This is a genomic window from Mycobacterium avium subsp. avium, assembly GCF_009741445.1.
In the GTDB taxonomy this organism is placed as follows: Bacteria; Actinomycetota; Actinomycetes; order Mycobacteriales; family Mycobacteriaceae; genus Mycobacterium; species Mycobacterium avium.
In genome coordinates this window covers 4,120,657-4,134,525 of sequence record NZ_CP046507.1, presented here as the reverse complement: position 1 = coordinate 4,134,525, position 13,869 = coordinate 4,120,657, and the positions used below count along the sequence as shown (strand labels likewise).

Below are 13,869 nucleotides of genomic sequence, written 5' to 3'. Positions count from 1 at the left end.
ATGAACGCGCTGGCGCGGCTGCGCGGCCGCAAGGTGGTGCCGCAGCGCAGCGACGGCGAACTCGACGCGATGGCCGCCGCGGGCGCGGTGGTGGCCGCCGCGCTGCAGGCGGTCCGCGCGGCCGCGGTCGCCGGGGTGTCGACGCTGAGCCTGGACCAGATCGCCGAGTCGGTGATCCGGGATGCCGGCGCGGTGCCGTCGTTCCTGGGCTACCACGGTTACCCGGCCTCCATCTGCGCCTCCGTCAACGACCGGGTGGTGCACGGAATCCCTTCGGGCGCAGAGGTTTTGGCGCCCGGCGACCTGGTGTCGATGGACTGCGGCGCGGTGCTGGACGGCTGGCACGGGGACGCGGCGATCACCTTCGGGGTGGGCGCCCTGGACCCGGCCGACGAGGCGCTGCGCCAGGCCACCCGGGAGTCGCTGGAAGCCGGGATCGCGGCGATGGTGCCCGGGAACCGGTTGACCGACGTCTCGCACGCCATCGAGCTGGGCACCCGCGCCGCCGAGACCCGGCACGGACGGGCGTTCGGCATCGTCGAGGGCTACGGCGGGCACGGCATCGGCCGGCAGATGCACATGGACCCGTTCCTGCCCAACGAGGGCTCGCCGGGCCGCGGTCCGCTGCTGGCCCCCGGCTCGGTGCTGGCCATCGAGCCGATGCTGACCCTGGGCACCGGCAAGACCGTGGTGCTCGACGACCAGTGGACGGTCATCACCACCGACGGCTCGCGTGCGGCACACTGGGAGCACACCGTTGCCGTCACCGACGCCGGGCCGCGCATCCTGACGCTCGGGTAGGGGCGCACCGGGTCGGGGCCGTTGAACCGAACCTTCGCCGGGCTCGTTTCCCCGGCAGGAGGTGATCGAGTGGCTCGTGTGGTCGGCATTTCCAGGGCGTCCGGGACCGCCGAGGCCGCTCTGATGAAGGCGCTCTACGACGAACACGCCGCGGTGCTGTGGCGCTACGCGCTGCGGCTGACCGGCGACGCGAGCCAATCCGAGGATGTGGTGCAGGAGACGTTGCTGCGGGCCTGGCAGCATCCCGAGGTCATCGGCGACACCGAGCGCTCGGCCCGGGCGTGGTTGTTCACGGTGGCCCGCAACATGATCATCGACGACCGGCGCAGCGCGCGGTTCCGCAACGTGGTCGGCTCGACCGACACCGCGGGGGCGCCCGAACAGTCCACGCCGGACGAGGTCAACGCGGCGCTGGACCGGTTGCTGATCGCCGACGCGATGGCCCAGCTGTCGGCCGAGCACCGCGCCGTGATCGAACGGTCCTACTACCGCGGTTGGACCACCGCGCAGATAGCTACAGACCTCGGCATCGCCGAGGGAACGGTGAAGTCGCGACTACACTATGCGGTGCGGGCGTTGCGACTCACTCTGCAGGAACTCGGGGTCACCCGATGAGGGACTTTCCGAATGTTTGAGGGGTGAGCAGACATGGATGAAATGAGGACGCCGGTGCACGACGTCGGCCCTCCCGAAGACCGCTACGCGATGTGGGATGCCGCGTACGTGCTGGGTTCGTTGTCCGCCGCGCAGCGCCGCGAATTCGAGCAACACATGGCCCACTGCCGCGGCTGCCGCGAGGCGGTCGCCGACATCAGCGGGGTGCCCGCGCTGCTGTCCCGGCTCGACCACGACGAAGTGGCCGCCATCGACGAGGCCGGCCCCGCCCCGCAGCTGTCCGCCGACCTGTTGCCGTCCCTGCTGACCGCGGTGCGCCGGCGGCGCCGGCGCGGCCGGGTGGCGACCTGGGTGGCATCGGCTGCCGCGGCGGCGGTGCTGGCCATCGGCGTGTTCGTCGGCCTCGAGGGGTGGTCGTCGACTCCGGCCCGGCAGGTGACCGCGTCGGCCGAGCCGATGGCCCAGGTCGGCACCACCCTGCTGACCTCGACCGTGCAGGTCAGCGGCCAGCACTGGGGCACCTCGATCAACCTGAGGTGCGTGTGCCTGGCCCCGCTCAACGCCCACCACGACACCCTGGCGATGGTGGTGGTGGGCCGCGACGGCAGCCGCACCCGGCTGGCGACCTGGGTGGCCGTGCCCGGCCACACCGCGTCACCGGCGGGGTCGATCTCGACGCCGGTGGACCAGATCGCCGCCGTGCAAGTGGTGGCCGCCGACAGCGGCCAGGTGCTGCTGCAGCGTTCCCTGTAAACGATCGGAGCCAGCGTGGTCGGCGACGCGCGTCCGCTGCGGGTGCTGGTGGTGGGCGCCGGCGTGGCCGGCATCTCGGTGGCCCGCGGACTGCTGCGCGACGGCCACGACGTCACCGTCTTCGAGCGCCGCCCCCGGCTGGCGGCCGCGGGCGGCGCGGTGACGGTGTGGTCCAACGGCGAGACGGTGCTGCGCCAGCTGGGCGTCGAGATGGACGGCGCCGGCCGGCAGCTGTCCAGCGTGGGGGCGGTGACGTCGACGGGCCGGCCGCTGGCCACGCTGGACGTGACCGCGATGGCGCGGCGGCTGGGCGCGCCCGTGCGGATGGTGCCGCGCCGGGTGCTGCTGGAACGGCTGCTGGACGGATTCCCGACCGGGCGCATCCACTGTGACCGCCGCGCGGTCGCACTGGCCACCTCCCGCGACGGGGTCAGCGTCGAATTCACCGACGGCACCGTGGCCGAGGGCGACGTGCTGATCGGCGCCGACGGCCTGCACTCGATGGTGCGCGAGTGGGTCGGCGCCCGGCACGCCAAGGCGACCGGCTGGTGCAGCTGGCAGGGCCTGGTCAGCCTCCCGGAGATCGCCGAGTCCGACGCCGCCCTGATGATGATCGGCGGCAGCGGAAACCTCGGCCTGTGGCCGGCCGGCGGCGCCGAGGTGCAGTGGTGGTTCGACCTGCCGTGGTCGACGGGGTTCGTCCGGCCGCAACACCCGATCGAGACGATCCGCTCGCACTTCGCCGGATGGTCCGAGCCGGTCGATCGGGTGCTGGCGATCCTGACCGACGAGGATCTGGCCGCGTCGCCGTTCCCGCATTTTCGGCATCCGATCCCGCCCCCCGGGCGGGGCCGGGTCACCCTGCTCGGCGACGCCGCGCACACCATGCCGCCCACCCTGGCGCAGGGGACCAACCAGGCGCTGCTCGACACGATGGTGCTGTGCCAGGCGCTGGCCGATTTCGGGCGGGGGACACCCGGCGGCCAGGCCGACGTCGCGAACGCGCTGCGCTGGTACGAGAAGACCCGGCGCCGCCGGGTCCGGGCGGTGTCCTGGGTGGCCTCGCTGCCGGTGTCGCACGGCGAGGCCGTGCTGCGCCCGGCCGCGCTGGTCTCCGACCGGCTGCAGGCCGCCGCGCTGACGATGTTCCTGCGCTGGACCAGCCACCGCCGCATGTCCGACCACATCAACCGCAGCGTGGGGGAAGCGATCAACCGCAGCTTGGGGGAAGCGCCGAAGATTCCGTCACGCCGGTGAACGGACCGGGCGAATCCATAAGGGTGCGAGGCGATTTCGACGCCCCGTCGCGCTGGCTGTGGCTGGTGAAGTGGTGCGTGCTGGCGGTGCCGCACTACCCGATCCTGATCGGGCTCTACCTGGTGTACCCGCTGTGCACCGTCGTCGCCGGGATCGCGATCATCTGCACCGGTCGGTATCCGCGGCGGCTCTTCGACTTCAACGTCGGCGTGCTGCGCTGGTCCTGGCGGCTGATGAACTACCGATTCCCGATGAACAGCACGGACCGATACCCGCCGTTCACGCTCGCGACCTCGCCCGACTATCCTGGCGACCTCGCTGTCGACTATCCGCGACGGCTGAAAAGGCTTGCGGTGCCGGTCAAGTGGCTGTTGGCGATCCCGCACGTGCTGGTCTGCTGGTCGATGGAGCCGCTGCTGCAGGTGCTGTGCCTGACCGCCGCGCTGACGTTGCTGTGCACCGGCACCGTCCCGCCCGGCATGTTCGATCTGCTGATGGGCGTCGTGCGGTGGCGGTACCGGGTGGCCGTCTACGTGTCGTTGATGCGCGACGAATATCCGCCGTTCCGAATGGATCTGGGCTCCCGATGAGATTCCGCAACGTGCTGTTCCCCTACGTGTACCGGTTCGGGCAGCCGGTGTTCGACCGGCTCTTCTACCAGCGGTATCGGCGGCAGGCGATGAGTCACGCCACCGGGCGGCTGCTGATGGTCGGCCTGGGGCCGGGCACCGACCTGATGTTCCTGCCCGCCGCGGTGACGTCGGTGGCGGCCGTGGAGCCCGAGGCGTCGTTTCGCCGGATGGCCGCCCGGCTGGCCGCCCGCCAGGGGGTCGCGGTCGACGTGGTCGCCGGGTCCGGCGAGTCGATTCCCTTCCCGGACAACAGTTTCGACTCGGTGCACATCGGGCTGGTGCTGTGCTCGGTGCGCGACGTGGGGGCCACCCTGGCCGAGATCCGCCGGGTCCTGGTGCCCGGGGGCAGGCTGGTGGTACTCGAGCATGTGCGCGGGGACGGGCTGACGGGCCGGCTGCAGGATTTGATCGCCCGGCCGTGGTCCTGGTTGGCCGGCGGCTGCGAACCCAACCGGCGGACCGGGGCGGCCATCGCCGCCGCCGGGTTCGACACCTCGATGCTGCGCAGCGTGCCCCGCACCCCGGTGCCCTTCCCGTGCAAACCCCACCTGCAGGGATTCGCCGTGCTCAGTTCACGCTGACCGCCTCGATGATGTTCAGCCGCGCCGCCCGCCGCGCGGGCGGCACCGAACCGAGCAGGGTGATCCCCAGCGCCCCGGCGGTGCAGGCAAGCGCCAGCGGGCTGAGCCGGAAGGCCACCGGGAAGTTCATCATGTCCCCGCTGATGCGGCTGAACAACCACTGGTCCGCCAGCCCGAGCAGAAACCCCAAACCACCGCCGACACAACCGATTCCGGCCGCCTCGGCCAGCACCATGCGCAGAATGAACCGGCGGCCGGCGCCCATCGCCCGCAGCACACCGATCTCGCGGCGCCGCTCGGTCACCGACAGCGTCAACGTGTTGAGCAGGGCGACCGCGGCCACCGCCACCACGATGATCCACACCGCGTTGGCGATGAACATGCTCTGGTGCAGCGGGGCCTGCAGCCCGGCCAGCGCGGCGCGGCCGTCGTAGACGTGGTTGGGCGCCGGCACCGTCGCGCGGACGTCAGCCAGCAGCCGCCGCGGATCCACCCCCGGGGCCGCCGTGATTTGCAGCGTCGTCGCCGCCGGGCGATCGAACCATGCCCGCAGCTGGGCCAGATCCATCCCGACGGTGCCGATGACCGTCGAGAAGAACGGCACCACCGCCAGCACCGCCGCCTCCCGCGGGCCGTGCGGGGTCTGCAACCGCAGCCGGTCGCCGGCCCGCACGTTGAGCGCCTTGCCCAGATTCTGGGTGAGCACCACACCCCGCCCGGCCAGCACCTCGGCGCGCACCCGGTCGTCGAGCGCGCGGAACAACGCGTCCCTGCTGCCCGCGGCGAACCCGTCCAGCAGCACCCGGGTGCCCGCGACGACGGCGAACCCGCACGCCCCCTCGGTCACCCGCGCCGCACCGGGCAGCGCGGCGAGTCTTTCCGAAAGCCCTTGCGGCAGAACATCCGTGGGGAAACTGTCGGGCGGATCCGCGCTCACCCACACGTCAGCCTCGGCGACCGGCGCGAAGATGGCGCGCGCCGACCCGATCATGTCCGCGTTGGTGCCGGTGATCACCACCGTGGTGAGCACCCCGATCAACACCGTCATCACGGTGGCCCACACCCGCCGCGGTGCGCGCCGGATGGTCGCGGCGGCGAGCGCACCGCACGACCCGAACACGCGGGACAGCGCGGACGTGGCGGTGACGATGGGCACGGTGAGCGCGAAGCCCGCCGTCAGCTCGGCGACCAGCACGGCGCCCAGCAGCACGCCCGTCGGGGCGCCGGCCGGGACCGCCAGGGCCGCCACCGCGAACAGCGCCAGCGCGCCGACCCCGCTGGCGGCCCGCAGCCACGGCGGCACCGCGTCGGCCGCCGACGCCCCGACCGGCGCCAGCGCCTCGACCGGGGAAACCTTGTACACCTGCCGCGCGGCCATCGCCGCGGCCGCCACGGCGGTGAGCGCCGTCGCCGCCAGCGCCAGCGGGACGGCGTAGCCGGGCAGCCAGTACTCGACGCGGGCTTCCAGTCCCTGCGTGACGGCCCGGGGCAGCCGGCCAATTGCCATGCGCCCGGCCAGGATTCCGGCGCCGCACCCCAATGCCCCGCCGATCAGCCCGAGAACGGCGGCCTCGGCGAGCAGGTCGCCGACCACAGCGCGGCGCCGCCCGCCCAGCGCGCGCAGCATCGAGATGACGGGGCGGCGCTGGGTGATCGCCATCGTCATCGTGGTGTAGATCAGGAACGCGCCGACCACCAGCGCCACCGCCGCGCCGAGCAGCGCCATGTAATTCATCAGCCGGACGCCGTCGCCGGCGCGGGCCGCCCGCGAGCTGGGCGCCGCCACGATCGCCCGCCCGCCCACGGCGGCGCCGACCGCGGCGCGGACGGCGGCCGGGTCGGCGCCCGGCGTGAGGGTAATCAGGATCGAGTCCAGCTGTCCGGCGCGCGCGGTGACGCGCTGCGCCAACGCCAGCGGCGCCAGCACATAGTGTCCGCCGTTGAGTTCGGCGAACTGCCTGCCGGCCAGCACCTCGGTGACGGTGACCGGGGCCGAACCAAGTTGGAACGCTTGACCTTTCGCATACCCGGCCCGCGGCCCCACCTGCACGCCGTCCGGCGACGCGGAAAGCTCCCGCACCGGTCGCGACACCGCGTCGGTGAGGGCGCCGCCCAGCGCGGCGGTGCGGGCGTCGACGCCCAGCAGCAGGACCGGCCCGGACGGCGTGGCCGCCGTCGTCCGGATCATCGGCGCGGCGGTGGCGACCCCGGGCACCGCGGCGACATCGGCCAGCACCGAGTCGGCGAATCCGGCGTCGGTGATGCCGGAGACCTCGAGCGCGGCCACCCCGGCGATCCCGTCGGCCAGCCGGCTCACCGATCCGGTGATCAAGCCGAAGATGCCGAAGACCGCCACCAAATACGTTGCGGAGACGGCCATCACGGCGATCGACGCGGTGGTGCGGCGTCGATGCACAGCGAGCTCGCGCAGGCTGAACACGCGCAGCCGGCTCGCCGCGGCCGTGACCGCACGCCCCGACCTCACCCGGCGACCGCCAGCACGTCCGAACCGACCCGGCCGTCCTGCAGCGTGATCACCCGATCGGTGGCCGCCGCGGCGTCGCTGTTGTGGGTCACCATCACCACCAGCCGGTCACCGCCGCCCTCGTGCGCCACCTCGGCCAGCAGCTCCAGGATGGCCGCGCCGGTGGAGGAATCCAGGTTGCCGGTCGGCTCGTCGGCCAGGATCAGCGGCGGGTCCATCATCAGCGCCCGCGCCACCGCGACCCGCTGCATCTGGCCGCCGGACAGCTCCGCGGGCCGGTGTTCGGTGCGGTTGCCCAGGCCCACCCGCTCCAGCAGCCGGAGCGCGTCCGGCCTGGCCCGACCCAGCCGCACCCCGTCGAGCAACCGCGGGATCGCCACGTTCTCCCAGGCCGACAGGGTGGGCAACAGGTTGAAGAACTGAAACACGAAGCCCACCCGGCGATGGCGGAACCGCGACTGCGCCTCGTCGCCGAGCCGGCCGATCTCCTCGCCGTCGAAGAGGATGGAACCCGAGTCGGGGGAGTCCAGCGCGCCCAGCAGATGCAGCAACGTGCTCTTGCCCGCGCCGGAGGGCCCGACGACCGCCACGAACTGCCCACCGGCCAGCTGCAGGCTGATCCGGTCCAGGGCCCGCACCGGTTGACCGCCCACCCGGTACTCGCGCACCACGCCGGCCATTTCGATGGTCATCTAGGCACCACGGTGACGGCCGACGAACGGTTCACCGGCCCCGGCCGCGCGACGATCGTGAACCCATCGGCGGCCCGCCTCGTGTCTTCCCACATGCTCGGAAGGCACCGGGTGGTCGACCACATCGTCGGCCACCTTGCGGCGATCGGAACCGACCACCTCTTCGCGGTGGACGGCGCCAACATCGAGGACCTCTACGACGCGGCGCATTTCCGGCCGGAGCTCACCGCGGTGCTGGCCAAGCACGAGTTCTCCGCCGCCGCGATGGCCGACGGATACAGCCGAAGCGGAGCGGGACTCGGGGTGGTGGCCGCGACCTCGGGCGGCGGATCGCTGAATCTCGTGGCCGGACTCGGCGAGTCGCTCGCCAGCCGGGTGCCGGTGCTGGCGCTGGTCGGCCAGCCCGCCGCCGCGCTGGACGGCCGGGGCAGCTTCCAGGACACCAGCGGCGCCAACGGATCCCTGGACGCCGGCGCGCTGTTCTCGGCGGTCTCGGTGTTCTGCCGGCGGGTGCAAACCCCCGACGACATCGTTTCGCTTCTGCCGCAGGCCATTTCGGCGGCGCGGGCCGGAGGCCCGGCGGTGCTGTTGTTGCCCAAGGACATTCAGCAGGCCCGGGTCGGCGTCGGCGAGCGCAACGGCCACGGCGCACCCGGCGGGCGGGACCCGATTGCGGCGCAATGGCGGCCCCCGGCCGGCGACCCGCACCCGATCGCGGCGCAATTGCGCCGCGTGACCGGCGAGATCGCCATCATCGCCGGCGAACAGGTGGCCCGCGACGACGCCCGGGCCGAGCTCGAGGAGCTGCGCGCGCTGCTGGGGGCGCGGGTGGCCACCGTGCCGGACGCCAAGGACGTCGCCGGCGCACCCGGGCCGGACGGCCGGACGCTGGGAGTGACCGGTGTGATGGGCCACCGCAACGTGGCCGAGGCGGTGGCCGGCAGCGCGGTGTGCCTCATCGTCGGGACCCGGTTGGCGGTCACCGCGCGCAGCGGCCTGGACGACGCGCTGGCCGCGGTGCGCACCGTCTCGATCGGGTCGGCGCCGCCCTATCTCGCCTGCACCCACGTGCACACCGGCGACCTGCGCGGCTCGCTGCGGCTGCTGATCCGCGCGCTGCGCGGCCACCGGCGACCGGTCGCGCCGGCCGGGCAAGGCGGGGGCCGGCCGACCGAGCTGACGCCGCCGCCGTGCACGGGGCCGGGGGTGCGCTACCGCGACGCGATGGCGGTGCTGGACGGCGTGCTGCCGCGCGGCGTCGACATCGTGGTCGACGCCGGCAACACCGGCGCGGCCGCGATCCACTACCTGCCGGTGCGCCGCGACGGCCGGTTCGTCGTCGCGCTCGGCATGGGTGGCATGGGCTACAGCTTCGGGGCGGGGATTGGAATAGCGTTGGGGCGCAACAATAGTGGACGCCCTGGCGGGCGCACCGTCGTCATCGCCGGGGACGGCGCGTTCTTCATGCGCGGCATGGAGGTGCACACCGCCGTGCAATACCGGCTACCGATGACGTTCGTGCTGTTCAACAACAACGCGCACGCCATGTGCGTGACCCGCGAGCAGCTGTTCTACGGCGACCGCTACAGCTACAACCGTTTCCGGCCCAGCCGGCTGGGCGCCGGGCTGGCCGCCATGTTCCCCGGCCTGACGTCGGTGGAGGTCGGCGACGTCGACGGGTTCGCCGCCGCGATGGCCGCGGCGCTCGATGTCGATGGCCCGGCGGTGGTCAGCGTCGAGTGCGCCGCCGACGAGATCCCGCCGTTCGCCCCGTTTCTCACCACGTCGGCGGTCAAAGATGCTGCTGTCAAACAGAATTCAGTTACAAAGGAGATCCGCACCAATGTCGCTGCCAGCGCTTGAGGACATCGGCGACCTCATCGACGGGGTCACCCGCATCGAGACCAGCCCCCGGGAGAAGGCCACGCCGATCATCATGGACATGATGCGGTCGGTGTACCCGCACGACCAGGTCTTCGGACAGTACTGCACCGTCAACGACTACATCGACTGTCCACCCGACGACTTGTTCGAGTACATGGCCGACACCCGCAGCCTGGAGGAGTGGACCTACAGCCTGCGCGGGTTCACCCCCACCGACGAGCCCGGGCTGTGGCTGGCCCACGACCGGCTCGGTTCGGAAACCAAGATCTACACCCGCACCGTCGCCAACGCGCAGGCGCGGACCGTGGACTACCACTGCGCCTGGGACCAGGGCGACCACCTGTGGATGATCTACCTGATGCGCGTCGTCGACGCCCAGACCGTGCTCGACAAGCCGAGATCGGTTGTGCTGTGGACCAATTGCCATCACCCGTTCTACGACCACAACCCGTACCCGCAGACCGCGCCGCCGCAGCGCCCGGTGTGGGTGGGCGACTTCTGGGACATGTTCGGCGCCGGCCATCTGCTGGAGCTGCGCAACCTCAAGGCGATCGCCGAATACCGCCATCGGCACGGCCTGCCGGTCACCCCGGTGTGGATGAGGTGACGCGATGAACGCGTCGACCGTCAGCCTGATCGACGTCGCCAGCTATCTGCCGGGCGAGCCGATCCCCGCCGACTACTACGCGCAATTCGCCGAATCCGACGACCTGCGCGACAACGTGATGTTCCGCGCCCCGAAGTACCGCCACCACGTCGGCCACGACGAGAGCTCCATCGACATGATCGAACGCGCGGCACAGGGTTTGATCGAGCGGCACGGCCACGACGTCATCGAGGGCGCCGACGTGCTGATCACCCACACCCAGGTGCCCGACATGGCGTTCTACGGCCAGGGCGGCGGCATCGCGCACCGGCTGGGCATGCGCCCGTCCTGGGTGCTCGACCTCAACAACGGCGGGTGCGCGGCATTCGTGTTGGCGCTCAACGTGGCTCGCACACTGCTGTCGTCGGGCCAGGGACGCACCGCGCTGATCGCGATCGCCCAGAACGCGGCCGGCCAGTTCTTCGACCAGCCGACGATCCGGCGCAAGGCGCAGGCGGCGGTGCCCGGCGACGGCGCCGCGGTGGGGCTGGTCACCGTCGGCGACTCCTCGCCCGTCCTCGACGTCGAGTGCCGCAGCTACGGCGAATACGCGGGCGAGATGACGCTGTCCTACGACCCGCCCCGCAAGTGGTGGCAGGCCGGGCCCGGCGAGGGCAGCATCGGCTTCACCGACAGCAAGATCACCAAGGTGCTGGCCCGCGGTAACCGGCAGGTACCCGAGGTGGCGCTGGCGGTGTGCGATCGAATCGGGTTGCCCGCCAAGGACATCGACCTGCTGGTCACCAACCAGCCGAACCGGGCGTTCCTGCGCAACTGGCGCGAGGCGCTGGAGCTGCCGCCGGCACGGCACCTCGACACCTTCGACGAGTGCGGCAACCTGTTCGGCGCCGGGATCCCGGTCAACCTCGACCGCGCGATATCCGAGCAGCGGATCAAGGCCGGGGAGGTGGTCATGATGGCGGCGTTCGCGCACGCCGGCGATTTCGCCGGCGCCGCCGCGGTGCGCTGGGGCGGGCGGGGCGGATGCTGACCGTCCCGCGCCCGGCCGCCGGCGGCATCGGCGAGGCGCTGCCCGACGCGGTCGACCCGTTTGCCTTGTCGCTCAACGAGAATCCCTTCCCGCCGCTGCCGGCGGTGCGCGCGGCGCTGATCCGTTCGGTGTGCACCGCCAACCGGTATCCGGAGTTCCTGCCCGAGCGACTGCGCGGGGTGATCGCCGAGCACATCGGCGTGCCGGCCGAGTTGGTGGTGCTGGGCGCCGGAGCCACCGGCGTGATGCTGCAGGTGTTGCAGGCGTTGACCGCGCCGGGGGACGCCATCGCGATGGCCACCCCCACCTTCGACGGGTATCCGATCGTGGCGCGGATGGCCCGGCTGAACACCATCGCCGTCGCGCTGGACGAGCACGGGCAGCACGACCTGGACGGGCTCGCCGACGCGGCCGCGCGCGCCCGCGTGGTGGTGCTGTGCCGGCCGCACAACCCGACCGGAACCGTGGAACCCGCGGCCGCGGTGTTCCGGTTCCTGCGCCGGGTGCCGCGCGACACCGTCGTGCTGCTCGACGAGGCCTATGTCGAATTCACCGCGCCCGAGCACCGGATCGACGTGGCGGCGCTGGTGGCGTGCTTCCCCAATGTGGTGGTGGTGCGCACCTTCTCCAAGGCGTACGGCCTGGCCGGGCTGCGGATCGGCTACGGGGTGGCGTCGCCGCGGCTGGCGCGGCCGCTGTGGGACCAGCAGCTGCCGTTCGGCATCGCGATCACCAGCCTGCTCGCCGTCACGGCGTCGTATCGGGCCGAAGACGAACTGTCCCGGCGCATCCGGTCGATCGCCGCCGAACGCCGCCGGCTGCGGATGCGGCTGAGCGCGCTGGGCGTCTACACCACCGACGCGCACGCGAACTTCGTTTACCTGCCGCCCGATCCGCAGGGACGCGCGTGGCAGCGGGTCTTCGCCCGCGGCGGCGTCCGGGCGCGCTACTACCCGGACGGCGCGGCCCGGCTGACGGTGGGCAGCCGCGCCTCCACGGTGGCGGTGCTGTCGGCGGTGGGAAAGGCCACGCTGGAGCGGCAAGTGCGGTAAGAAAGGGCGTGGCCGACTCACGTCCTCACGAACGCGATCCGATCGCCGCCGCCCGGGCCAACTGGGAGCGCGCCGGGTGGGGCGACGTGGCGCCGGGCATGGTCGCGGTGACCTCGGTGATGCGCGCGCACCAGATCCTGCTGGCCCGGGTCGAGACGGCGCTGCGCCCGTACGACCTGAGCTTCTCCCGCTACGAACTGCTGCGGCTGCTGGCGTTCAGCCGGACCGGGGCGCTGCCCATCACCAAGGCCTCCGACCGGCTGCAGGTGCACGTCACCAGCGTGACGCACGCGATCCGCCGGCTGGAGGCCGACGGGCTGGTGCAGCGGGTGCCGCACCCCACCGACGGGCGCACCACGCTGGTGCAGATCACCGAGCTGGGTCGCTCCACCGTCGAGGACGCCACCGTCACCCTCAACAAGCAGGTGTTCGCCGACATCGGGATGAGCGACACCGAGTCGCAGCAGCTGGCGTCGTCGATCGAGACGTTGCGCCGCAACGCGGGCGACTTCTGAACTCGCCCCGCGGCGCCGAGCGTCACGCCAGCGTGACCGTCGCGCCCGGGTGCCACGCCAGCGTGACGCTCGGTGCTAGCAAGCGCCGCGGAGCATCTCGATGACCGCGCTGAAGTCCTTGTCGCCGTGGGAGGCGGCGAATTTCGCGTAGATCTCCGCGGCGTGCCGGCCCAGCGGGGCGGCCGCGCCGGTCGAGGTCACCGCGTCCATCGCAAGACCCAGGTCCTTGTTCATCAGCGAGGCGGCGAAGCCCGGCTTGAAGTCGTTGTTGGCCGGCGACGTCGGAACCGGGCCCGGCACCGGGCAATTGGTGTGCACGGCCCAGCAGTTGCCGGTCGCCCCGGTGATCACGTCGAACAGCGACTGCGCCGACAACCCGAGCTTTTCGGCCAGGATGAATGCCTCGCCGATGGCGATCTGCTGCACCGCCAGCACCATGTTGTTGCACACCTTGGCGGCCTGCCCGGCCCCGGCCGCGCCGCAGTGAATGATCTTGCCCGCCATGGGTTCCAGCACCGGCCGGGCCCGCTCCAGTGCCTCGGGTTCGCCGCCCACCATGAACGCCAGCGTGCCGGCGACCGCACCCTTCACCCCGCCCGAGACGGGCGCGTCGAGCTGCGCCACGCCGTGCGACTGCGCTTGCGCGTGCACCTCGCGGGCGTCGGCGACCGAGATCGTGGAGCTGTCGATGAACAGCGCGCCCGGGCGCGCGGCGGGCAGGATCTCGGCGTAGCAGCGTTTGACCACCTCGCCGTTGGGCAGCATGGTGATCACCACGTCGGCCCCCGTCACCGCGTCGGTGGCGGTGTCGAAACCGGTGACACCGGACGCGGTGGCGGCCGACAGCGCCGTGGGCACCGGATCGAATCCGCGCACCGCATGTTGGGCCGCAACGAGATTCGCCGCCATCGGCGCGCCCATGTTGCCCAGGCCCAGGAAAGCCACCACCACGCGCTCGGTCATCC

General features: G+C 72.2%; 14 protein-coding genes. 11 read left to right on the top strand and 3 right to left on the bottom strand.

What is annotated here, in order from left to right; genetic code table 11:
- From map to MAA44156_RS19230, 6 genes are all read left to right on the top strand, one after another.
- Entirely contained in the window at positions 1-801 is an 801-nt protein-coding gene (gene map, locus MAA44156_RS19255; protein ID WP_009979040.1) for a type I methionyl aminopeptidase, read from the top strand.
- 87 nt (positions 802-888) lie between these two features.
- Positions 889-1,416, top strand: a complete 528-nt coding sequence (locus MAA44156_RS19250; protein ID WP_255250719.1) for a sigma-70 family RNA polymerase sigma factor — start codon at positions 889-891, stop codon at positions 1,414-1,416.
- A gap of 33 nt (positions 1,417-1,449) precedes the next feature.
- Positions 1,450-2,169, top strand: coding sequence for an anti-sigma factor family protein (locus tag MAA44156_RS19245; protein WP_003873476.1), 720 nt, complete (start codon positions 1,450-1,452; stop codon positions 2,167-2,169).
- A gap of 15 nt (positions 2,170-2,184) precedes the next feature.
- Positions 2,185-3,426 (top strand): FAD-dependent oxidoreductase, encoded by a 1,242-nt coding sequence (locus MAA44156_RS19240; protein WP_009979036.1) that lies wholly within the window; start codon positions 2,185-2,187, stop codon positions 3,424-3,426.
- A gap of 23 nt (positions 3,427-3,449) precedes the next feature.
- Positions 3,450-4,016: a DUF4389 domain-containing protein gene (locus tag MAA44156_RS19235; RefSeq protein WP_009979035.1), complete on the top strand. Its 567-nt coding sequence runs from the start codon at positions 3,450-3,452 to the stop codon at positions 4,014-4,016.
- A complete protein-coding gene (locus tag MAA44156_RS19230; protein WP_009979032.1) occupies positions 4,013-4,639 on the top strand; it encodes a class I SAM-dependent methyltransferase in 627 nt (208 codons plus the stop codon). The genes MAA44156_RS19235 and MAA44156_RS19230 overlap by 4 nt, the downstream gene beginning before the upstream one ends.
- Here the strand turns inward: MAA44156_RS19230 and MAA44156_RS19225 are convergent.
- Positions 4,626-7,124, bottom strand: a complete 2,499-nt coding sequence (locus MAA44156_RS19225; RefSeq protein WP_121035720.1) for an FtsX-like permease family protein — start codon at positions 7,122-7,124, stop codon at positions 4,626-4,628. The two genes, MAA44156_RS19230 and MAA44156_RS19225, sit on opposite strands and share 14 nt — an antisense overlap.
- On the bottom strand, positions 7,121-7,816 hold the full coding sequence (locus MAA44156_RS19220) for an ABC transporter ATP-binding protein (protein WP_009979025.1): 696 nt from the start codon (positions 7,814-7,816) through the stop codon (positions 7,121-7,123). Before MAA44156_RS19220 ends, MAA44156_RS19225 begins: the two co-directional genes overlap by 4 nt.
- Positions 7,817-7,909: 93 nt before the next feature.
- Between MAA44156_RS19220 and MAA44156_RS19215 the strand changes: the two genes are divergently transcribed.
- From MAA44156_RS19215 to MAA44156_RS19195, 5 genes are read left to right on the top strand one after another with little or no spacing between them, the layout of a single operon-like run.
- Positions 7,910-9,679, top strand: a complete 1,770-nt coding sequence (locus MAA44156_RS19215) for a thiamine pyrophosphate-binding protein (protein ID WP_121035794.1) — start codon at positions 7,910-7,912, stop codon at positions 9,677-9,679.
- Positions 9,660-10,307, top strand: coding sequence for a hypothetical protein (locus tag MAA44156_RS19210; RefSeq protein WP_009979018.1), 648 nt, complete (start codon positions 9,660-9,662; stop codon positions 10,305-10,307). Before MAA44156_RS19215 ends, MAA44156_RS19210 begins: the two co-directional genes overlap by 20 nt.
- A gap of 4 nt (positions 10,308-10,311) precedes the next feature.
- Positions 10,312-11,337, top strand: a complete 1,026-nt coding sequence (locus MAA44156_RS19205; protein WP_009979016.1) for a 3-oxoacyl-ACP synthase III family protein — start codon at positions 10,312-10,314, stop codon at positions 11,335-11,337.
- Positions 11,331-12,389 (top strand): pyridoxal phosphate-dependent aminotransferase, encoded by a 1,059-nt coding sequence (locus tag MAA44156_RS19200; protein ID WP_009979014.1) that lies wholly within the window; start codon positions 11,331-11,333, stop codon positions 12,387-12,389. The genes MAA44156_RS19205 and MAA44156_RS19200 overlap by 7 nt, the downstream gene beginning before the upstream one ends.
- 8 nt (positions 12,390-12,397) lie before the next feature.
- The gene (locus MAA44156_RS19195; RefSeq protein WP_009979012.1) at positions 12,398-12,904 is read left to right on the top strand and encodes a MarR family winged helix-turn-helix transcriptional regulator; all 507 of its coding nucleotides are present in this window, start codon (positions 12,398-12,400) and stop codon (positions 12,902-12,904) included.
- Positions 12,905-12,979: 75 nt separating this feature from the next.
- On the opposite strand, the gene mmsB is transcribed toward MAA44156_RS19195, so the two are convergent.
- Positions 12,980-13,867: a 3-hydroxyisobutyrate dehydrogenase gene (mmsB, locus tag MAA44156_RS19190; protein WP_009979011.1), complete on the bottom strand. Its 888-nt coding sequence runs from the start codon at positions 13,865-13,867 to the stop codon at positions 12,980-12,982.
- Between the last annotated feature and the right edge of the window lie 2 nt (positions 13,868-13,869).